This window comes from Agromyces sp. NPDC056389, assembly GCF_042262385.1.
Classification (GTDB): domain Bacteria; phylum Actinomycetota; class Actinomycetes; order Actinomycetales; family Microbacteriaceae; genus Agromyces.
The window spans coordinates 147,320-168,478 of record NZ_JBHJPN010000002.1 but is presented as its reverse complement, the minus strand read 5'-3'; the positions used below and the strand labels follow the sequence as shown (position 1 = coordinate 168,478).

Below are 21,159 nucleotides of genomic sequence, written 5' to 3'. Positions count from 1 at the left end.
ATGAGCTTCCTCGACTACGCACCCGCACCCGAGTCGCGCGCGATCCTCTCGCTCCGCGACAGCTACGGTCTCTTCATCGACGGCGAGTTCGTCGACGGCCGCGGCGAGCCCTTCCAGACCATCAGCCCCGCGACCGAAGAGCGCATCGCGATGATCGCGAACGCGAACGCCGCCGATGTCGACGCCGCCGTGGCCGCCGCCCGACGTGCCTACGACCGCACCTGGTCGAAGATGAGCGGCCGCGACCGCGGCAAGTACCTCTTCCGCATCGCCCGCCTCGTGCAGGAGCGCGCCCGCGAGCTCGCCGTCGCCGAGTCGCTCGACAACGGCAAGCCCATCAAGGAGTCGCGCGACGTCGACGTGCCCCTCGTCGCCGCGTGGTTCTTCTACTACGCGGGATGGGCCGACAAGCTCGATCACGCCGGCCTCGGCGCGAACCCGCGCTCCCTCGGCGTCGCCGCGCAGGTGATCCCGTGGAACTTCCCGCTGCTCATGCTCGCGTGGAAGATCGCCCCGGCGCTCGCCGCCGGCAACACGGTCGTGCTGAAGCCGGCTGAGACGACACCGCTGACGGCTCTCATCTTCGCCGAGATCCTGCAGCAGGCCGAGCTGCCGCCCGGCGTCGTGAACATCATCACGGGCGCGGGCGACACCGGCGCTGCACTCGTCTCGCACGAGGGCGTCGACAAGGTCGCCTTCACCGGATCGACCGGCGTGGGCCGTGCGATCGCCAAGCAGGTCGCCGGCACCGACAAGAAGGTGACCCTCGAACTCGGCGGCAAGGCCGCGAACATCGTCTTCGACGACGCGCCGATCGACCAGGCGATCGAGGGCATCGTCAACGGGATCTTCTTCAACCAGGGGCACGTCTGCTGCGCCGGTTCGCGACTGCTCGTGCAGGAGAACGTCCACGACGAGGTCGTCGAGCGACTGAAGCTGCGGCTCTCGACCCTGCGCCTCGGCGACCCGCTCGACAAGAACACCGACATCGGCGCAATCAACTCGAAGGAACAGCTCGAGCGCATCCGCACCCTCTCCGACATCGGAGTGGCCGAGGGCGCCGAACGCTGGACCGCGCCGTGCGACATCCCCGAGAACGGCTTCTGGTTCGCGCCGACGATCTTCACCGGCGTGCAGACCTCGAGCCGCATCGCCCGCGAGGAGATCTTCGGCCCGGTGCTGTCGGTGCTGACGTTCCGCACCCCGGCCGAGGCCATCGCGAAGGCCAACAACACGCCCTACGGGCTCTCGGCGGGCATCTGGACCGACAAGGGCAGCCGCATCCTCGCGGTCGCCGACCAGCTGCGAGCCGGCGTGATCTGGGCGAACACCTTCAACCGCTTCGACCCCGCGTCGCCCTTCGGCGGCTACAAGGAGTCGGGCTACGGCCGCGAGGGCGGACGCCACGGTCTGGGCGCCTACCTCGCACCCGCCCCGATCGGGCAGTCGGCGACCGGCCGCGCCGCGATCTCGGGCGCGGCATCGACGGCGGCCATCGAAGCGGATGCCTCGGCGCCCCCCAAGCGCTCACGCGCCGCCAAGCCCGCTCGAACGCCCAGGACCGCCACGAAGGGATCGAAGCGATGAGCCGCCTCGCCGTGCCGAAGACGTACAAGCTCTACATCGGCGGAGCCTTCCCCCGCAGCGAGTCGGGCCGCACCTACGAGGTGCTCGCCGCCGACGGCTCGTTCCTCGCGAACGCCGCGCTGGCCTCTCGCAAGGACGCCCGTGATGCGGTCGTCGCCGCGCGCGGCGCCGTCTCGGGCTGGTCGGGGGCGACCGCGTACAACCGCGGTCAGGTGCTCTACCGCATCGCCGAACTCCTCGAGGGACGCCGGGCGCAGTTCGTCGCCGAGATCGAGGAGGCCGAGGGGGTCACGCGCGCCGTGGCATCCGCTCAGGTCGACGAGGCGATCGACCGCTGGGTCTGGTACGCGGGCTGGGCCGACAAGTTCGCCCAGGTCGTCGGCAACGCGAACCCCGTCGCCGGGCCGTACTTCAACATCTCGGTGCCCGAGCCCACGGGCGTCGTGGCGATCGTCGTGCCGCAGGACTCGTCGCTCCTCGGCTTCGTCTCCGCCGTCGCGCCCGCGCTCGTGGCGGGCAACTCGGTCGTCGCGGTCGCGAGCGAGCGGTTCCCGCTCTCGGCGATCAGCCTCTCCGAGGTGCTCGCGACGAGCGACGTGCCGAAGGGCGTCGTCAACGTGCTCACCGGTTCGCCCGCCGAGATCGCGCCGTGGCTCGCGAGCCACGCCGACGTCAACGCGCTCGACCTCGTGGGCGCAGGTGCGCTCGACTGGGTCTCGCTCGAGATCGACGCGGCCGACACCCTGAAGCGGGTGCTGCGACCGGAGTCGGGCGCGGATGCCGCGGCGCCGGCGCTCGGCCGCATCGCCGCGTTCACCGAGACCAAGACGGTCTGGCACACGAAGAGCCTGCGATAGGAGCGAGATGTCCGGACGCAACGGCGCGTCAGACGAGCGGGGCCGGCTCGCGACCGACCCCTTCGAGTACCGCATCACGAAGCAGGGCGGGGTGATCGTCTCGCGGGGCGGCCAGGCGGTGATGACCGTCGGCGGGCGCGATGCCGCACGACTCGTGGCATCGTTGCAGCGCGCCGACGATGCGCACGCGCAGCACCTGCTCGCCCGGGCGAGCGGCAACTATCGTCGAGGCAACGAACGCTCGTAGTCCCGTTCGTCGGCCTGGGGGAGGTGGCGTGTGCGTGTGCTCGTGACCGGGGCGACCGGCTACATCGGCGGACGGCTCGTGCCGAGGCTCATGGCCGCAGGGCACGAGGTCCGCGTGCTCGCCCGCCGGCCCGAGCGTCTGCGCGACGTGCCGTGGCGAGCGGAGGTCGACGTCGTCGCGGGGGATCTCGTCGATCGGGAGTCCGTCGACGCCGCGATGGCGGGTGTCGACGTCGTCTACTACCTGGTGCACTCGATGGGCGGCCGGGACGACTTCGAGGCGACCGAGCAGCGCATCGCCGAGAACGTCGCGAGAGCTGCGCGCGAGCACGGCGTGTCCCGGCTCGTGTACCTCGGCGGCCTGCACCCCGACCGCGTGCGCCTGTCGCGGCACCTGCGCTCGCGCACGCAGGTCGGGGAGATCCTGCTCGCCTCCGGTGTGCCGACGATCGTGTTGCAGGCCGGGGTGATCATCGGGTCGGGGTCGACGTCGTTCGAGATGATCCGCCACCTCACCGAGGTGCTCCCGTACATGCCGGCACCGCGCTGGGTTCGCAGCTTCATCCAGCCCATCGCGGTGCGCGACGTGCTCTACTACCTGGTCGCCGCGGCCGAGGTGCCGCTCCCGGCGAGCCGTTCGCTCGACATCGGCGGCCCCGACATCCTCCGCTACGGGCAGCTCATGAACGGCTATGCGGTCGAGGCCGGGCTGCCGCAACGACCGATCGCAGCCCTCCCCGTGTTGACGCCGTGGCTCGCGGGGCAATGGGTCAATCTCGTGACACCGATCCCGCGTCGCATCGCCGTGCCGATCATCGAGTCGCTCCAGTTCGACTGCGTGATGGGCGATCACGACATCGACCACGTGATTCCGCCCCCTGCAGAGGGGCTGCTGCCCTATCGGGTCGCGGTGCGGTTGGCGCTCGAGCGCGAGCGAGCCGGCGAGGTCGAGACGAGCTGGCGCAACGCCGAGGTCGCCGGCGCGCCGAGCGATCCGTTGCCGAGCGATCCCGACTGGGCGGGGCACACGGTCTACCTGGATGAACGGGAGCGTCGCACCTCGGCGCCCGCGAGCGAGCTCTGGCGCGTCGTCGAAGGCGTCGGCGGCGAGAACGGCTGGTACTCCTTCCCGCTCGCCTGGGCCGCACGCGGGTGGGTCGACAAGCTCACCGGCGGCGTCGGCCTTCGACGAGGGCGGCGCGACCCCGAGACGCTGCACGTGGGCGACGCCGTCGACTTCTGGCGAGTGGAGGCGATCGACCGCGGGAGCTTCCTTCGTCTCCGCGCCGAGATGCGGGTGCCGGGGCGGGCCTGGTTGGAGCTCGCGGTGCGGCCGGCGGAGGGCGGTGCCGAGTACCGCCAGCGAGCGGTCTTCTTCCCCAAGGGACTCTCGGGCCGTCTCTACTGGTGGGCGATCCTCCCGTTCCACGGCATCATCTTCGCCGGCATGGCGAACCGGATCACTGCCGAGGCCGAGGCGCTGCGCGGCGATGAGCCTGACGCCGCACACTGACAGTGCCGGTGGCGGCAGCGACGGCATGGCGTAGCCTCAGGACAGGCCGTCGATCGCGCGGCCGGTGATTCGACGGCGACCAGTTCCTCGCGGATTCCTCTGAGAGAATCCGTCGCGCACGCACCGGCGGGAGACAGGACGTCCCGAAATGGCCAGCACGACCGCTCAACTCCTCGTTCTCGGGGTGCTCGCGCATTCGCGCAAGCCCGACGAGAAGCGACTGCCGCTGCATCCGTCGCATCTGGAGCGCATCGATCCCGATCTTCGGGAGCGCATGATCCTCGAGCGCGGCTACGGTGAGCGCTTCGGGATCTCCGATGACCAACTCCAGCCGTTCGTCGGTGCGCTCGGCACCCGCGAGGAGGTCGTCGCGCAGAGCGATGTGGTGCTCCTGCCCAAGCCGCAGGCCGCCGACCTCGAAGAGCTCCGCGACGGCCAGGTGCTGTGGGGCTGGCCGCACTGCGTGCAGGACCGCGAGCTGACCCAGCTCGCCATCGACAAGCGACTCACGCTCATCGCCTGGGAGGCGATGAACCACTGGACCGCCGGCGGGGGCTTCGGCCTGCACGTGTTCCACAAGAACAACGAACTCGCCGGGTACTGCTCGGTGCTGCACGCGTTGCAGTTGTGCGGATCGACGGGCGACTACGGGCGACGCCTGAGCGCGGTCGTGATCGGCTTCGGGGCGACCGCGCGGGGCGCAGTGACGGCGTTGAACGCACACGGCATCCACGATGTCCGAGTGCTCACCAACCGCGATACCGCCGCGGTGAGCTCGCCGATCCCGTCGGTCGACATCATCCAGTTCGAGCACAACCCCGAGGCTCCCTACGAGAGCACGGTGAACACCGACGATGGGCCGGTCGCGCTGGCGCCGTTCCTCGCCGAGCGGGACATCGTGGTGAACTGCACCCTCCAGGATCCGAATTCGCCGCTGACCTACCTGCGTACCGAGGACCTCGGGCACTTCCGGCCGGGCAGCCTCATCGTCGACGTGTCGGTCGACACCGGAATGGGTTTCGGCTGGGCCCGCCCGACCTCGTTCGAGGACCCGATGTTCACCGTCGGGGAGTCGACGAACTACTACGCCGTCGATCACAGTCCGTCCTACCTCTGGAACTCCGCCACGTGGGAGATCAGCGAGGCCCTGATGCCGTTCCTGCGTTCGGTCATGGAAGGACCTGAGGCGTGGGCGGCGTCTGAGACGATCGATCGCGCCACCGAGATCGCCGGCGGCCGCATCCGCAACCCGGCCATCCTCGAGTTCCAGCGTCGATCGGCCGAGTACCCGCACACCTCGCTCGGATGAGAGGATCGCTGCGGATGCCCCACGAATGGGAGATAACGAAACGGTAACGGTGTTGCTAGAGTGACCTGCACCGATCGCGCAACGGCGCGCGACGGTGGAAAGGCCCGAACCCGTGTTCCACCCCCTCGACACGGTCGCCTCGGCGACCCGGCGTCGTCGGCCCACCCGAGCCGACCGTGCCACCCGAACGCCCGAACCCGCCGGCACCGCCCGCCACCCGCACCCGCTGACCCCGCCGCCACGCGGGGTGCGGATCACCCTCGCGACCCTCGCCGCCGCGGTGCTCGCCGGCGTGCTGCTCTTCGCGCAGGTACCCCCGACCGTCTACGCGATCGACGTCTTCGGCGCGCTCCGCGAACCGGGGGAGCCGGCCTTCACCGTCGGCCATCGCGGTGACCGTGCCGCGGCGCCCGAGAACACGATGCCCTCGCTCGAGCGCGCGATGGACGAACTCGCGTTCGTCGAAACCGACGTGCAGCTGACGAGCGACGGGGTGCCCGTGCTGTTCCACGACTCGACGCTCGAGCGGATCACGGGCGACACCCGGTCGATCGGCGAGCTCGATGCTGCCGCCGTCGGCCGACTCGATGCCGGTGCCTGGTACGGCGAGGAGTTCGCCGGAACGCGCATCCCGACGCTCGACGCCTTTCTCGAGGCGCTCGCGGATCGCGGCGATGCGCGGGCGCTCATCGAGCTGAAGGCCGACTGGCGCGCCGAGGGCATTCGCACCGTGACCGGGCTCATCGAACGGCACGGGCTTCGCGGACGCGTCGTGCTGCAGAGCTTCAGCCTCGAGACGCTCTTCGCCCTGCAGCGCGTCGCGCCGACGATTCCCCGCATCATGCTCGCCCGGGAGCTCCCTGCGAACCCCGTGCCCATGGCCGAGCGGCTCGGGGTCATCGGGATCGGCACCACCGCGGCATCCGTCACCGCCCAGCCGGGCGCTCTCGTCGCCCTGCACGACGCCGGCATCGCCGTGCTCTGCTACACGCTGAACAGCCATGAGCACTGGGAAGAGGTGAGCGCCCTCGGCGTCGACGGCATCATCACCGACGAACCGAGCGAGCTCGACGACTGGCTGGCGGTCACCGCACCGGGCACCTGAGCGACGGGATTCAGCCGGCGGACTCCACTGCGATGCCGAGCGCGGTCGCCGCATCGGCGAAGACGTCGTGCATGGCGGGGGAGAAGAGCACGAACCGGATGAGCTCGGGCGAGGCTGCTTCGGCCGCAGTCGAGAGGGCCACGCGCGCGGCATCGGGAGCCGGCCAGCCGTACACTCCGGCCGAGACGGCGGGGAGGGCGACGGATGCCGCTCCGAGCGACTCGGCGAGGCCGAGCGAGTTGCGGTAGGCGGCGGCGAGCAACCGGCGCCTGGTGTCGGCCTCGGGTCCTTCGCCCGGCCACACCGGCCCCACGGTGTGGATGACCCAGCGTGCGGGAAGACGGCCCGCGGTCGTCGCGACGGCCTCGCCCGCCGGCAGCCCGTCGGGCAGGGCGGTCGCGCGAAGACGACGGCACTCCGCGAGGATCTCGGGCCCCCCGGCCGCGTGGATCGCGCCGTCGACGCCCCCGCCGCCGAGCAGCGAGGAGTTGGCCGCGTTCACGATGGCATCGACGTGCTGCACGGTGATATCGCCCGTGACCAGCTCGATGCGCGGCATCCGCTCGCCTACCCCCGGTTGTTGGAGAGCTCGAAGATGCGCACGAGCTCGGCCACGGCGGCCTCGCGCTGCTCGCCGCCCGCGTCGTACATCTCGGTCACGTGCGTACGCAGGTGATTCTCGACGAGGAGCTTGTTGAGGGAGCCGAGCGACTTCTGCACGGCGAGCGAGAGCGTGATGATGTCGACGCAGTAGTCGTCGTTGTCGATCATCTTCTCGATGCCGCGCAATTGGCCCTCGATGATCTTCGTGCGGTGCAGTGCGCGCTTCTTGATGTCCTCGATCACCTGAACAGGATACCCCGTTTGCGCCAGATACCCCTGGGGGGTACTGTTGGGACTCCGCAATCAACCAAGGAGAGACGGATGACACTGCAGCGCGAGACCCGCACGATCGACCTCGGCATCGAGGGCATGACGTGTGCGAGCTGCGTCTCGAGGGTCGAGAAACGCCTCGGAAAGCTGGAGGGCGTCGAGGCCGAGGTGAACCTCGCGACCGAGAAGGCTCGCGTGTCGTTCCCGTCGACCACGTCGATCGACGAGCTCGTCGAGGCGGTGCGGGCCGCCGGCTACACGGCACACGTGCCCGAGGCGCCGGCCGAGCACGGACTCGGAGACGCGGGCGCGCACGCCGAGACCGCCTCCACCGCACACGTCGCACCCGACCGAGCACCCGACGTCCTCTCCGCAACGGCATCCGACCCGCTCATGACCCGGCTCGTGATCTCGGCCGCCCTCACCGTGCCGGTCGTCGTGATCGCCATGGTGCCGGCGCTGCAGTTCACCTACTGGCAGTGGTTCTCGCTCGTACTCGCGGCACCGGTCGTGGTCTGGGGCGGCTGGCCGTTCCACCGCGCAGCGGCGGTGAACCTGCGTCATGGCTCGCTCACGATGGACACGCTGGTCTCCCTCGGAACGCTCACCGCGTTCGCCTGGTCGCTCTGGGCGCTCTTCTTCGGGCACGCGGGCATGCCGGGCATGACCCACGAGTGGACCTTCGGCGTGCGGGGCACGCCCGGCGGGGACATCTACCTCGAGGTCGCCGCAGGGGTCATCACGATCCTGCTGCTCGGGCGAGTGCTCGAGCAGCGTTCGAAGCGCCGAGCAGGCCAGTCGTTGCGCACGCTGCTCGAACTCGCGCCGCGCGAGGTCTCGGTGCTTCGCGGCGACGGCGAAGAGGAGCGCGAGGAGCGGGTGCGCATCGAGGCACTGCGCCCCGGCGACCGGTTCGTCGTGCGCCCCGGTGAGCGCGTCGCGGCCGACGGGATCGTCGTGCGCGGCGAGGCCGGAGTCGACGAGAGCATGCTGACCGGCGAACCGGCACCCGTCGACGTGGCGCCCGGAACCGCGGTGACCGCGGCGACCATCGTGCACGGCGGCAGCCTCGTGGTCGCGGCAGAGCGGGTCGGGGCCGACACCCGACTCGCGCAGATCGCACGTCTCGTGGAGGATGCGCAGCTCGGCAAGTCGCGAGCGCAACGCCTCGCCGACCGCATCTCGGCGGTGTTCGTGCCGATCGTCATCGCGCTCGCCGCGGCGACCGCGATCGTCTGGGTCGCCACGGGCAGCCCCGTCGAGCAGGCCATCACCGCTGCGGTCGCCGTGCTCGTCATCGCCTGCCCCTGTGCGCTCGGCCTCGCGACGCCGATGGCGATCCTCGTCGGCACCGGCCGGGGTGCCGAACGCGGCATCCTCATCACCGGGCCCGACGCGCTCGACCGCGCCGGCGACGTCGACACCATCCTCCTCGACAAGACGGGCACGCTGACCACCGGTCGGATGAGTCTCACCGGCGTCACGACCGCCGACGGTTCCGGTGCCGACAGCGTCGGCGGTGGTGCGGCGCTCGACATCGCAGCGGCGCTCGAGCGCGGGTCCGAGCACCCGGTCGCGCGGGCGATCGTCGACGGGGCGGATGCCTCGGCGTCTACGTGGCGCGGCGTGCACGTCAGCGGATTCCGCGCCCACGCGGGCCTCGGCGTGACGGGCGTCGTCGACGGCGTGCCCGCCGCGGCCGGACGACCGGCCTTCCTCGTCGAGCTCGGCTACCGCATGCCGGCGACCCTCGAAGCACGCGCCGCCGCCTCCGACCACACCCTCGTCGCCGTCGGAACAGCCGGGGAGGTCGAGGCGCTCATCGAGGTCGGCGACCGGGTACGGGACGGCGCTCGCGAGGCGGTCGACCGGCTCCGCGGTCTCGGCCTCCGCCCGGCGCTCGTGACCGGCGACGCCGAGCGCCCGGCGGCGCGCGTGGCCGCCGCACTCGGCATCGACGAGGTGCACGCGGGGGTGAGCCCCGAGGGCAAGCTCGAGATCGTGCGCCGCGAGCAGGCCGAGGGGCGCAGGGTCGCGATGGTCGGCGACGGCGTGAACGACGCCGCAGCACTCGCGGCGGCCGACCTCGGCATCGCGATGGGCGGGGGCACGGATGCCGCGGCCTCGGCGAGCGACCTCGCACTCACGCGCGACGAGCCGGGGGCGATCGCCGACGCGATCTCACTCGCGCGGGCGACGCTCCGCACGATCAAGGGCAACCTGTTCTGGGCCTTCGCCTACAACGTCGCGGCGATCCCGCTCGCGGCGGCGGGCTTCCTGAACCCGATGATCGCGGGCGCCGCGATGGCGTTCTCGAGCGTCTTCGTCGTGCTGAACAGCCTCCGGCTGCGCCGGGCATGAGGTGCTCGCGCGGGCCCCGATCGGTGATCGCCGACCGGGGCCCGCGCCCGCGCTAGCGTAGGGGGCATGCGCCGCTCCCGAACCGCACTCATCGGCACCGCTGCTGCGATCGTCGGCCTCGTCGCCGCGCTGACCGCGGCGCTGCCGGCTGCGGCGGCGGTGACCGTCGGACCGAGTGCTGCGGCCACGTCGTCGCCGGCACTCGCCGTGCCCGCGGCATCCGTCATCGGGGCGGCGAGCGGCACCGATGACTTCACCTTCGATTCGTTCGACGCCGTCTACGAACTCTCGCGCGATGACGGCGGACGCTCGGTGCTCGACGCGACCGAGACGCTCGTCGCCCGGTTCCCCGAGTTCGACCAGAACCACGGTATCCGGCGCGCGCTCCCACGGTCGTATCGCGGGCACCCCACCGACATCGAGCACATCACGGTGACCGACGGCACCGGCGCGCCCCGCTCGTTCGAGGTCGAGGAGGACGAGGACGACGACGGCTTCGTCCTCGTCACGATCCGCGGCGACGACTTCGTTCACGGCGAGCAGACCTACGTCATCAGCTACCGGCAGCACAATGTCACCCTGCAACCCCGCGATGCCGACGTCGACGAGTTCTACTGGGATGTGAACGGCACCGGGTGGGCCCAGCCCTTCGGGCGGGTCAGCGCCGAGCTGCGATTGAGCGACGACGTCGCCGCGGCGGCGACCGGCGCCGTCGCCTGCTATCGCGGTTCCGAGAACTCGGGCACGCCGTGCGAGTCGCTGGAGCAGGAGCCCGAACCGCCCGTCATCACGGCCGAGGCCCTCGACCTGCAGCCGTTCGAGACCCTTTCCATCGCTGCGGCATTCACCGAGGGCACCTTCGTTCCGCGCGACGAGTCGTTCGGCTCCTCGCCCGCGGCCATCGGCGGTGCCATCGCGGCCGTGATCGCCGTGCTCGTCGCCGCGGCGGCGCTGATCCTGCGCATCTCGCGCTGGCGCAGCCATCCCGGGCGCGGCACGATCATCGCCCAGTACGAGCCGCCCGCCGGTGTCTCGACGCTGCTCGCGGCCGATCTCGTCGGTGCATCGGCCAAGGGCGTGACGGCGACGATCCTCGAACGAGCGGTCGCCGGTCAGTTGCGCATCGTCGAGTCCGGCAAGAAGAAGTACGCCGTCGAGTACGTGGGGGCGGGCGAACCAGCCGACCCCGACGCCGACGCGGTCGTCTCTGCGCTCTTCGGAGACCGCCGCGCGGGAGAGCGGCGAGAGCTTGCGAACGACACGGCGCTCGGCAAGCGCCTGTACGAGATCAACCAGGCGGTCGGCAAGAACGCGGTCTCGGCCGGGCTGCGGCGGCGGCCCGCCGTCGGGCTCCGGGTCCTGCTCCTCGTGGTCGCCGCCGTCGCCGCGACCCTCTCGTTCGTGCTCGGCGTCATCGCGCTCGACAACCAGATGGGCGGGTTCTGGCCGGCGATCTGCTTCGTCGTCGCGATCCTCGCGGCGGTCGCGACGCTCTTCACGATCGCCGGGGTGCGCCCGTTCACCGAGCAGGGCCGCGCACTGCACGATCACCTCGAGGGCCTGCGCCTCTACATCCGCCTCGCCGAGGCCGATCGGCTCCGCGTGCTGCAGAGTCCGAGCGGGGCGCTGCGGGTGGAGCGGTCGGCGGCATCCGACGCCGGTGCGACCCCGACGGATGCCGCGGGCGCGCCGGTCGCGACCGTCGAGCTCGACCCCGTCGCCATGCTGAAGCTCAACGAGCGACTGCTGCCCTACGCCGTGCTGTTCGGCCTCGAGCGCGAATGGGCCGAGGTGCTCTCCGCGCTGCACGAACAGGTCGGCACGGAACCCACGTGGTACGCCGGGTCGAGCGGCTTCAACGCCGGGCTGCTCGCGTCGGGCATCTCGTCGTTCTCATCGGCCTCGAGCTCGTCGTGGTCGGGGTCGGGGTCGAGCTCCGGGTCGAGCGGCTCGGGCGGCGGCGGCTCCGCGGGCGGCGGCGGCGGCGGCGGCGGCGGCGGCGGGGTCTGACCAAACCGCCCGCGGCCGTGGGGGCCCGGCGACTACTCCTCTGCGGCGGGGCCGCGGTCGTCGGCGAGATCGACGCGGCGCTCGGCGTCCACGCCGGGCACCTCGTCGTCGAGGCTGTCGTCGATCGGGCGCTCGTCGTCGTCGGCGACATCGTCGGGTTCGTCGAACTCCGTATCCTGCGACACCGTGAAATCGTCATCGGGCGTGACGCCGTCGCCCGCCCCTGCGAGACCGTCCATGAGGCAAGGGTAGGCCTGTCGCGCCGATCCTGCACGGGGTTGACGCTAGACTGGTCCTGCGCACGACGAATCCGTTCTTCGTCCGACCGCGCGAGCTGGGTGTGAATGAACCTGAGCTCGCGCGCTGCTCGGTTCGGGATTCGCGCACCGCGGGCCACCGACCAGTTCGGTGCCGCCGAGCGGTCTCGAACATCTCACGATGTCGAGGGGGGTGCCGGATTCGGCCCAGACACTGGAGGACCATTGGCCCAGACGAGGCAGCGGCAGCGAACGCGTTCGCGCGACGATGACGCACCGATCATCCCGATCCTCGCGCGCAAGGTGCGCGAGGTGGAGCAGAAGGCGCAGAAGGGCAAGCTCGGCCCGACGAATCGCACGAAGTTCCAGGTGATCGCACTCCTCATGCGCGAAGAGCGCGCGCGGGTCAAGGCCGACACCGAGATCACGGATGCCGCGCGCTCCGAGCTCCTCAAGCGACTCGACGGCATCGCGCAGATCCTCGCGAAGACCGCCGCCCGCGACACGAGCCTCATCGCCCTGCTCGAGCCCGACGCCTCGATCTCCACGGTCGCGCAGCGGTTCCGTCGCGACTGGCTGCTCGAGTCGGGAGCGGAGCTCTCGCCCGACGAGCTCATCATCACCCGTGAAGCCGAGGTGAAGCCCGCGCTCAGCGAGAACCAGGTGATCCCGGCATCCGTTCGCTCGCGACAGCTCGCGAACCCGTTCCTCCCGCCCGACTTCTCGAAGCAGGCCGCTCCGGTGGTGCCGGTGCGCCGGCTCGCCAACTGGGAGCTCCTCGGCCCGCTGTTCAAGTCCTTCGAGGTCGGCTCCGGGGGTCAGGCCGCCACGATGGAGCTGCCCGAAGCGCCGAAGGTCGACCGGCTCGCGCCGCGCGGCCTCGAGCTCATGAAGCACCAGGCGCGCTTCATCGAGAGCGCCCGCCTCGGGCACCGCACGTTCCTGCTCGCCGACGAGCCGGGTCTCGGCAAGACGGCGCAGTCGGTGCTCGCGGCATCCGTCGCCGGCGCCTACCCGTTGCTCGCCGTCGTGCCGAACGTCGTGAAGATGAACTGGGCGCGCGAGGTCGAGCGGTGGACCCCGCATCGCCGTGCGACCGTCATCCACGGCGACGGCGACACGCTCGACGCCTTCGCCGACGTCGTGGTCGTCAACTACGACGTGCTCGACCGGCACATGGCGTGGCTGTCGACCCTCGGCTTCAAGGGCATGGTCGTCGACGAGGCGCACTTCATCAAGAACCTGCAGTCGCAGCGCTCGAAGAACGTGCTCGCCCTCGCCGACCGCATCCGTCGTACCGCGCCGGGCGGTGACCCCCTGCTGCTCGCCCTCACCGGCACGCCGCTCATCAACGACGTCGACGACTTCCGTGCGATCTGGAAGTTCCTCGGCTGGATCGAGGGCGACAAGCCCTCGCCCGAACTGCTCGGCAAGCTCGAGGAGACAGGTCTCACGCCGGCGGAGCCCGGCTTCTACAGCGCGGCCCGCCGTGCCGTGATCGACCTCGGCATCGTGCGCCGGCGCAAGGTCGACGTCGCCGCCGACCTGCCCGCCAAGCGCATCGCCGACCTGCCCGTCGAACTCGATGACGAACTCGGCCGCTCCGTTCGTGCCGCCGAGCGAGAGCTCGGCAACCGTCTCGCAGGGCGCTTCCGGGCGCTCGTCGAGGCGCGGCACCTGCGCGTCGGCGACCTCGACGACGATCAGCGCGACCAGTTCATCCGTGCCGTCGCGAGCGCGGAGCTCGAGGAGTCGAAGGCGACGAAGTCGGGCGAGAACGTCTTCACGATGGTGCGCCGCATCGGTCAGGCCAAGGCCGGTCTCGCCGCCGACTACGCCGCCCAGCTCGCCCGCTCGGTCGGCAAGGTCGTGTTCTTCGCCAAGCACATCGATGTCATGGACCAGGCCGAGGCGGCGTTCGCCGCACGGGAGCTGCGCACCGTGTCGCTTCGCGGCGACCAGACCGCCCTGCAGCGCCAGGCCGCGATCGACGCGTTCAACAACGACCCCGAGGTCGCCGTCGCCGTCTGCTCGCTCACGGCCGCAGGCGTCGGAGTGAACCTGCAGGCCGCATCGAACGTCGTGCTCGCCGAGCTCAGCTGGACCGCGGCCGAGCAGACGCAGGCGATCGACCGCGTGCACCGCATCGGCCAGGACGAGCCCGTCACCGCATGGCGCATCATCGCCGCGCACACGATCGACGCGCGCATCGCCGAACTCATCGACTCGAAGCAGGGGCTCGCAGCGCGTGCGCTCGACGGCAGCGACGTCGAGCCGGGCTCGGCGGACTCGGTGCAGCTGGACGCCCTGCAGCACCTGCTGCGGCAGGCGCTCGACGGCGCCCTGTAGGCGGGGGACCGCCGGGCGGTCGGCCCGGCCGGCGACCACCGCGCGGGGGCGCCTCGTCGGCGTCGTTCGGGGAAGTCGAGGTTCGCTAGACTTCCCGGAGTCGTGCCCCGATGAAGCGGCTCCGGCGACGCATCCCCCTGAGCAACAAGGAGTCCCACGAGCATGAAGATCGGCATCCTCACATCGGGCGGCGACTGCCCCGGCCTCAACGCGGTCATCCGCGGATCCGTGCTGAAGGGCGTCATCTCGTACGACACCGAGTTCGTCGGCTTCCGCAACGGCTGGCGCGGCGTCGTCGAAGAGGACATCATGCCCATCGTGCGCCACGACGTGCGCGGCCTCGCCAAGCAGGGCGGCACGATCCTCGGCTCGAGCCGAACCAACCCGTTCGAAGGCGAGGGCGGCGGCCCCGAGAACATCCAGCGCATGCTCGACCGCAACGGCATCGACGCGATCGTCGCGATCGGCGGCGAGGGCACGCTCACCGCAGCCCGCCGCCTCTACGACGAGGGCGGCATCAAGGTCATCGGCGTGCCGAAGACGATCGACAACGACCTCGCGGCGACCGACTACTCGTTCGGCTTCGACACGGCCGTGCAGATCGCGACCGAGGCCATCGATCGCCTGCGCACCACGGCCGACTCGCACGGGCGCTGCATGGTGCTCGAGGTCATGGGCCGCCACGTCGGCTGGATCGCCCTGCACTCCGGCATGGCCGGCGGCGCGCACGCGATCCTCATCCCCGAGCAGCCGCAGTCGATCGAGCAGATCGCCGAGTGGGTCGAGTCGGTGCGCGACCGCGGCCGTGCGCCGCTCGTCGTCGTGGCCGAGGGCTTCAAGTTCGACGACATGGCCGAGGCGCACTCGCACAAGGGCCTCGACGCGTTCAACCGGCCGCGCCTCGGCGGCATCGCCGAGCTCATCGCGCCCATGATCGAGGAGCGCACGGGCATCGAGTCCCGCGCCACGGTGCTCGGCCACATCCAGCGCGGCGGCGAGCCGACCGCATTCGACCGCGTGCTCGCGACGCGCCTCGGCATGGCCGTGGTCGACGCGGTCTACGACGGCGCATGGGGCTCGATGGTCACGCTTCGCGGCACCGACATCGAAACCGTCTCGATCGCCGACGCGGTCGGCACCCTCAACCGGGTGCCGCAGTCGCGGTACGACGAGGCGAAGATCCTCTTCGGCTGAGCGTGTCAGTGCCCCAGGTGTGCGTCTGCTACCTCCTGCGTGAGCACGGAGGGCGCGTCGAGGTGCTCCTGGGGCGCAAGAAGCACGGGCTCGGCATGGGCAATTTCGTGGCTCCCGGCGGCAAGCTCGAACCGGGCGAGTCGGCGACGGATGCCGCGGTGCGCGAGATCTTCGAGGAGTCGGGTCTCGTCGTGGCCGCCGACGACCTCGAGCCGCGCGGCATCCTGAGCTACGTGTTCCCGCACAAGGAGGCCTGGAGCCAGGAATCCAACGTCTTCGTGTGCCGTAACTGGACGGGGGAGCCCGTGCCCTCCGACGAACTCGATCCCGAGTGGTTCGACGTGCGCGAGATCCCGCTCGACGAGATGTGGGACGACGCGCGCCGGTGGTTGCCCGACGTGCTCGCCGGCGGCACCGTGCAGCGCACCTTCGTGTTCGGTGCCGACCTCGCTACGGTGGTGGAGGAGCCTGGTTCCGTCACGTAGTATCTATGGGTGCACGGCGGACTTTGCTTCTGCAAGGCACATCCCCTGAACATCTGGTGAAATCCCTCCCAGGGCGCGGGCTTCACCGATCCCAGAGGCTGTATTAGCTACGAAAGGCGCCGGTGGATCTCACCCTCATCGTCGTGCTGGTCATCGCACTGGCGCTCTTCTTCGACTTCACCAACGGGTTCCATGACACGGCCAACGCGATGGCCACCCCCATCGCCACGGGCGCGCTGAAGCCCAAGGTCGCGGTCGGCCTCGCCGCCATCCTGAACCTCGTCGGCGCCTTCCTCTCGACCGAGGTGGCCAAGACCATCTCCGGCGGCATCATCAAAGAGGGTGACGGCGGTGTGCTCATCACACCCGAGCTCATCTTCGCGGGCCTCATCGGCGCGATCGTGTGGAACATGATCACCTGGCTGCTCGGCCTGCCGTCGTCGTCGAGCCATGCGCTGTTCGGCGGCCTGATCGGCGCGGCCCTCGTCGGGTTCGGCGTCGGCGCGATCGATTTCGCGGTCGTGCTGTCGAAGGTCATCCTGCCCGCGCTGCTCGCTCCGCTCACTGCGGGGCTCATCGCCTACACCGCGACGAAGCTCGCCTACGCCATCACGCGTCGCTACGACGGCAAGCCCGACGGGCGCGACCGGTTCCGCCACGCGCAGATCTTCTCCTCCTCGCTCGTCGCCCTGGCGCACGGCACCAACGACGCCCAGAAGACGATGGGCGTCATCACCCTGACGCTCGTCGCCGCGGGCCTGCAGCCCGCGGGCGCCGAGGTGCAGCTCTGGGTCATCGTCACGTGCGCCATCGCGATCGCCCTCGGCACGTACATGGGCGGCTGGCGCATCATCAAGACGCTCGGCACCGGCCTCACCGACGTGAAGCCGGCGCAGGGCTTCGCCGCCGAGACGGCCACCGCGGCGACGATCCTCGCCTCGAGCCACGTCGGCTTCGCGCTGTCGACCACGCAGGTCGCCTCGGGCTCGGTCATCGGCTCCGGCCTCGGTCGCCGCGGGTCGAAGGTGCGCTGGCGCACCGCCGGCCGCATCGGCGTCGGCTGGCTCCTGACGCTGCCCGCCGCGGGTGGCGTGGGCGCTCTCGCCGCGGTCGTCGCCCACCTCGGCGTCGTCGGCATCGTCATCGACACGATCGTCGGCGTCTCCGTGATCGTCGGCATCTTCCTCTGGTCGCGCCGCAACGAGGTCTCCCACCACAACGTGGTGAGCGAGGTCGCCCACTCGGGCCGTGCGGTGAAGATCAAGCGCAACCCCAAGCCGAAGAAGAAGGTGACGTCGTGATCGACTGGTTCGCGTTCCTCCTCGTCTTCGTCACCGCGATGATCGGCACCGTCGTCGTCGTCTCCGCATACTCGCTCGGCGTCCGGCTCCTCACGATCTCGGGGCGAACGCCCATCGTGACGCCCGCCGAGTTCACCGACGCGATCACCGTGGTGACGCCCGCCGAGATCCGTCAGGCTGAGAAGCGGGCGGCCAAGGCGGCGAAGAAGAGCCCGCTGAGCGAGGGGCAGAAACGCGCCGCGCTCGTCGGCGCCTGGACCTGCTTCATCGTGAGCGGTCTCGCGGTGATCTTCGGTCTCTACCTGATCGTGGGCGAGCACATCATCAAGCTGTTCAGCTGAGCAGCTCCAGTCCACCCGTCGCGCCGCTCCCGGCGCGTCCCTCATCGAAGGTTCCCGGATGACCACTGAGACGACCCCCGAAACGACCCCAGACACGGCGGAGCAGAGCGCGAAGCCGTCGCATCCCGTCGATCGATTCTTCGAGATCACCAAGCGCGGCTCCACCGTCGGCACCGAGGTGCGCGGCGGCATCGTCACCTTCGTGACGATGGCGTACATCGTGATCCTCAACCCGATCATCCTGTCGGCCGGCGTCGACGTCGACGGCAACCAGCTCGGGTTCGCCCAGGTCTCCGCCGTCACCGGCCTGACGGCCGGTGTCATGACGATCCTGTTCGGCCTCGTCGCCCGCCTGCCCTTCGGCTTCGCCGCGGGCCTCGGCATCAACTCGTTCCTCGCGGTCTCCGTCGTCGGCCAGGTGACCTGGCCCGAGGCGATGGGCCTCGTGGTCATCAACGGCCTCATCATCGTGCTGCTCGCGGCGACCGGCCTCCGCCGTCTCATCTTCGACGCGGTGCCGATCCAGCTGAAGCTCGCGATCACGGTCGGCATCGGCCTCTTCATCGCCTTCATCGGATTCGTGAACGCCGGGTTCGTCACCGCGACCGGCGCCTCGTCGCCGCCCGTCGGCCTCGGCATCGCCGGTTCCGTCGCAACCGTGCCGACCCTCGTCTTCATCTTCACCCTCCTGCTCACGGGCATCCTCGTGGCTCGCAAGGTCAAGGGCGGCATCCTCATCGGCCTCGTCTCGGGCACCGTGCTCGCGGTCGTCGTCGAGGCGATCTGGAACCTCGGCCCGATGTTCGCCGGCGACGAGTTCAACGCGGGCGGCTGGAGCCTCTCGGTGCCCGAGCTCACGGGCTCGATCGTCGGCCTGCCCGACCTCTCGCTCGTCGGACAGGTCTCGTTCGGCAGCTTCGAGCGCATCGGCGTGCTCGCCGCCGTCATGCTCGTCTTCACGCTCGTCTTCACGAACTTCTTCGACGCCATGGGCACGATGACGGGTCTGTCCAAGGAAGCGCAGCTCGCCGACGCGAAGGGCGACTTCCCGCGCCTGAAGTCCGCGCTGATCGTCGAGGGCGTCGGCGCCGTCGCGGGCGGCTACGCCTCCGCGTCGTCGAACACGGTCTTCATCGAGTCGGGCGCCGGCATCGGCGAGGGCGCGCGCACGGGCCTCGCGAACATCGTGACGGGCCTGCTCTTCCTCGCGGCGATGTTCTTCAGCCCGCTCGTCTCGATCGTTCCGACCGAGGTCGCCTCGGCGGCGCTCGTCATCGTGGGTGCGCTCATGATGGCGCAGATCAAGCACATCGACTTCTCGGAGTTCTCGGTGCTGCTGCCGGTGTTCCTCGCCGTCACGGTCATGCCGCTCACCTACTCGATCGCCAACGGCATCGGCGCGGGCTTCATCGCCTGGGTCGTCGTGCGTTCGCTGTCGGGCAAGGCCCGCGAGATCAGCCCGCTGCTCTGGATCGTCGCGGCCGGCTTCCTCGTCTACTTCGCCCGTGGTCCGGTCGAGGCGCTCTTCGCCTGACCTTCCGCTCCGACGACGGATGCCCCGGGGCCGATCGGCCCCGGGGCATCCGTGTTCGTGCTTCCGCTCGGTGCGAGCCGGGCCTCAGTTCGTGCCGCGCGCCTTGGCGATGCCGTTCATGAGGTGGTAGATCACGATGGCGGCGATCGTGCCGAGCGCGATGCCGTTGAACGAGACGCCGCCGACCGCGAAGGTGAAGTCCGCGATGCCGATGATGAGGGCCGTCGCCGCGGTGAACTGGTTCACGGGCTTCGAGAAGTCGACCTTGTTGTCGAGCCAGATCTTCACGCCGATGATGCCGATGAGGCCGTACAGGGCCGTGGTGACGCCGCCGAGCACGCCCGCCGGGATCGTGTTGATGACCTCGCCGAACTTGGGGGAGAGGCCGAGCAGCACCGCCACGATGCCGGCGATCCAGTAGGCGGCGGTCGAGTAGATGCGGGTCGCGGCCATGACGCCGATGTTCTCGCCGTAGGTCGTGGTGCCCGAGCCGCCGAAGAAGCCGGCGATGGTGGTCGCGAGGCCGTCGGCGAAGAGCGCGCGACCGGTGGACCTGTTGACCGACGGGTCGGTCATCTGCGCGACCCCCTTGATGTGGCCGACGTTCTCGGCGATGAGCACGAGCACGACGGGCAGGAAAGCGGGGAGGAAGCCCCATACGGCGGCGTCGGCGAAGGGGTTCGCGGGCAGGTGGAAGGTCGGCAGGCCGATCCACGCGGCGTCCTCGATGCGCGCGAAGTCGATCTCGCCCTGGATCGCCGCGGCGATGTAGCCGATCACGACGCCGACGAGGATCGACATGCGGCCGAGGATGCCGCGGAAGGCGACGCTCGCGATGATGACGGCCGCGAGCGTGATGAGCGCGGTCAGCGGGGCCAGCATGAAGTTGTTCTTCGCAGCGGGCGCGAGGTTGAAGCCGATGAGCGCGACGATCGCACCCGCCACGACGGGCGGCATGAGCGCGTCGATCCAGCGCGTGCCGACCCACTGCACGAGGAGGCCGACGAGCGCGAGCAGCACGCCGACGACGACGATGCCGAAGAGCGCGGCGCCCATCGGGTCGCCGATGCCGTTCGCGCCCATCGCGGCGCTGATCGGGGCGATGAACGCGAACGAGGAGCCGAGGTAGCTCGGCACCCGGTTCTTCGTGATGACGAGGAAGAGGATCGTGCCGAGGCCCGAGAAGAACAGCGTCGTCGCGGGCGGGAAGCCCGTGAGGATCGGCACGAGGAAGGTCGCACCGAACATGGCCACGACGTGCTGGGCGCCGAGGCCGATCGTGCGGGGCCAGCTGAGGCGCTCGCCGGGGGCGACGACCTCGCCGGGGTTGACGTTCTTGCCGTCGCCGTGGATGGTCCAGGGCAGAGTCATGCTGCTCCGTTTCATGGGAGTCGAAGGGTGGGGATCCATCCGATGGTATCGGGGGGATAGCCCCATACCCCGCGATTCCGCGGGTCCGTAGCGTGGAAGCACGCCCACAACGGGCATCCACGAACAGGAGAGCACAACATGACCACCGTCACCGACACCGCAACCCAGGCGCCGTTCGCGGAGCCGAACCCGTACACCGCGCCGGCCGCGGAGACGAACGGGTTCAGCATCGCGAGCCTCGTGCTCGGACTCGTCTCGATCGTGGCGAGCTCCACCTTCTTCGTGCCGGTGATCGGGCTCGTGCTCGGCATCCTGGCACTGAAGCGCGAGCCCGCGGCGCGCACCATGGCCATCTGGGGCATCGTGCTGAACGGCGTGATGCTCGCGGGCACCGTGCTCGTCGCGTTCGGCGCCCTCGTCTTCGGACTCGCGATGCTGCCCTTCGCGTTCCTCTGAGTTCGCAGGC

At 70.3% G+C, this 21,159-nt stretch carries 19 protein-coding genes; 15 read left to right on the top strand and 4 right to left on the bottom strand.

Going from position 1 to position 21,159, the window contains the following annotated elements:
- From ACFCVM_RS13750 to ACFCVM_RS13725, 6 genes are all read left to right on the top strand, one after another.
- Entirely contained in the window at positions 1–1,587 is a 1,587-nt protein-coding gene (locus tag ACFCVM_RS13750; RefSeq protein WP_375837015.1) for an aldehyde dehydrogenase family protein, read from the top strand.
- Positions 1,584–2,444 (top strand): aldehyde dehydrogenase family protein, encoded by an 861-nt coding sequence (locus ACFCVM_RS13745; RefSeq protein WP_375837014.1) that lies wholly within the window; start codon positions 1,584–1,586, stop codon positions 2,442–2,444. The genes ACFCVM_RS13750 and ACFCVM_RS13745 overlap by 4 nt, the downstream gene beginning before the upstream one ends.
- A gap of 7 nt (positions 2,445–2,451) precedes the next feature.
- Positions 2,452–2,691 carry a hypothetical protein gene (locus ACFCVM_RS13740; protein WP_375837013.1) on the top strand — a complete coding sequence of 80 codons (240 nt, stop codon included), beginning with the start codon at positions 2,452–2,454 and terminating at the stop codon, positions 2,689–2,691.
- A 30-nt stretch (positions 2,692–2,721) separates the two neighbouring features.
- Positions 2,722–4,203 carry an SDR family oxidoreductase gene (locus tag ACFCVM_RS13735; protein ID WP_375837012.1) on the top strand — a complete coding sequence of 494 codons (1,482 nt, stop codon included), beginning with the start codon at positions 2,722–2,724 and terminating at the stop codon, positions 4,201–4,203.
- A gap of 148 nt (positions 4,204–4,351) precedes the next feature.
- Complete coding sequence (locus tag ACFCVM_RS13730; RefSeq protein ID WP_375837011.1) at positions 4,352–5,512, top strand: N(5)-(carboxyethyl)ornithine synthase; 1,161 nt, start codon at positions 4,352–4,354, stop codon at positions 5,510–5,512.
- Positions 5,513–5,624: 112 nt separating this feature from the next.
- Positions 5,625–6,617 carry a glycerophosphodiester phosphodiesterase gene (locus ACFCVM_RS13725; RefSeq protein WP_375837010.1) on the top strand — a complete coding sequence of 331 codons (993 nt, stop codon included), beginning with the start codon at positions 5,625–5,627 and terminating at the stop codon, positions 6,615–6,617.
- A gap of 10 nt (positions 6,618–6,627) precedes the next feature.
- On the opposite strand, the gene ACFCVM_RS13720 is transcribed toward ACFCVM_RS13725, so the two are convergent.
- Together ACFCVM_RS13720 and ACFCVM_RS13715 are read right to left on the bottom strand one after the other, a co-directional pair.
- Positions 6,628–7,176 carry an O-acetyl-ADP-ribose deacetylase gene (locus tag ACFCVM_RS13720; RefSeq protein WP_375837009.1) on the bottom strand — a complete coding sequence of 183 codons (549 nt, stop codon included), beginning with the start codon at positions 7,174–7,176 and terminating at the stop codon, positions 6,628–6,630.
- A gap of 8 nt (positions 7,177–7,184) precedes the next feature.
- Complete coding sequence (locus tag ACFCVM_RS13715; RefSeq protein ID WP_179549725.1) at positions 7,185–7,463, bottom strand: metal-sensitive transcriptional regulator; 279 nt, start codon at positions 7,461–7,463, stop codon at positions 7,185–7,187.
- Between the two features lie 78 nt (positions 7,464–7,541).
- Here ACFCVM_RS13715 and ACFCVM_RS13710 point away from each other — a divergent pair, with 78 nt between their 5' ends.
- The gene (locus ACFCVM_RS13710) at positions 7,542–9,851 is read left to right on the top strand and encodes a heavy metal translocating P-type ATPase (RefSeq protein ID WP_375837007.1); all 2,310 of its coding nucleotides are present in this window, start codon (positions 7,542–7,544) and stop codon (positions 9,849–9,851) included.
- A gap of 66 nt (positions 9,852–9,917) precedes the next feature.
- Positions 9,918–11,861: a DUF2207 domain-containing protein gene (locus ACFCVM_RS13705; RefSeq protein WP_375837006.1), complete on the top strand. Its 1,944-nt coding sequence runs from the start codon at positions 9,918–9,920 to the stop codon at positions 11,859–11,861.
- Positions 11,862–11,893: 32 nt separating this feature from the next.
- On the opposite strand, the gene ACFCVM_RS13700 is transcribed toward ACFCVM_RS13705, so the two are convergent.
- Positions 11,894–12,100, bottom strand: coding sequence for a hypothetical protein (locus ACFCVM_RS13700; RefSeq protein WP_375837005.1), 207 nt, complete (start codon positions 12,098–12,100; stop codon positions 11,894–11,896).
- Between the two features lie 243 nt (positions 12,101–12,343).
- On the opposite strand from ACFCVM_RS13700, the gene ACFCVM_RS13695 reads away from it, so the two are divergent.
- The 6 genes from ACFCVM_RS13695 (at position 12,344) to ACFCVM_RS13670 (ending at position 19,322) form a co-directional block, all read left to right on the top strand.
- Positions 12,344–14,467: a DEAD/DEAH box helicase gene (locus ACFCVM_RS13695; protein WP_375837004.1), complete on the top strand. Its 2,124-nt coding sequence runs from the start codon at positions 12,344–12,346 to the stop codon at positions 14,465–14,467.
- 162 nt (positions 14,468–14,629) lie between these two features.
- The gene (locus ACFCVM_RS13690) at positions 14,630–15,661 is read left to right on the top strand and encodes a 6-phosphofructokinase (RefSeq protein ID WP_375837003.1); all 1,032 of its coding nucleotides are present in this window, start codon (positions 14,630–14,632) and stop codon (positions 15,659–15,661) included.
- 2 nt (positions 15,662–15,663) lie between these two features.
- Entirely contained in the window at positions 15,664–16,146 is a 483-nt protein-coding gene (locus tag ACFCVM_RS13685) for an 8-oxo-dGTP diphosphatase (RefSeq protein ID WP_375837002.1), read from the top strand.
- A 122-nt stretch (positions 16,147–16,268) separates the two neighbouring features.
- On the top strand, positions 16,269–17,447 hold the full coding sequence (locus tag ACFCVM_RS13680; RefSeq protein WP_375837001.1) for an anion permease: 1,179 nt from the start codon (positions 16,269–16,271) through the stop codon (positions 17,445–17,447).
- Entirely contained in the window at positions 17,444–17,788 is a 345-nt protein-coding gene (locus tag ACFCVM_RS13675; protein ID WP_375836999.1) for a peptidase, read from the top strand. The genes ACFCVM_RS13680 and ACFCVM_RS13675 overlap by 4 nt, the downstream gene beginning before the upstream one ends.
- A 58-nt stretch (positions 17,789–17,846) precedes the next feature.
- Positions 17,847–19,322 carry an NCS2 family permease gene (locus tag ACFCVM_RS13670; RefSeq protein ID WP_375836998.1) on the top strand — a complete coding sequence of 492 codons (1,476 nt, stop codon included), beginning with the start codon at positions 17,847–17,849 and terminating at the stop codon, positions 19,320–19,322.
- Positions 19,323–19,406: 84 nt separating this feature from the next.
- Here ACFCVM_RS13670 and ACFCVM_RS13665 read toward each other — a convergent pair whose 3' ends face one another.
- The gene (locus ACFCVM_RS13665; protein ID WP_375836997.1) at positions 19,407–20,693 is read right to left on the bottom strand and encodes a uracil-xanthine permease family protein; all 1,287 of its coding nucleotides are present in this window, start codon (positions 20,691–20,693) and stop codon (positions 19,407–19,409) included.
- Positions 20,694–20,831: 138 nt separating this feature from the next.
- Here ACFCVM_RS13665 and ACFCVM_RS13660 point away from each other — a divergent pair, with 138 nt between their 5' ends.
- Entirely contained in the window at positions 20,832–21,149 is a 318-nt protein-coding gene (locus ACFCVM_RS13660; protein WP_375836995.1) for a DUF4190 domain-containing protein, read from the top strand.
- Positions 21,150–21,159: the final 10 nt, after the last annotated feature.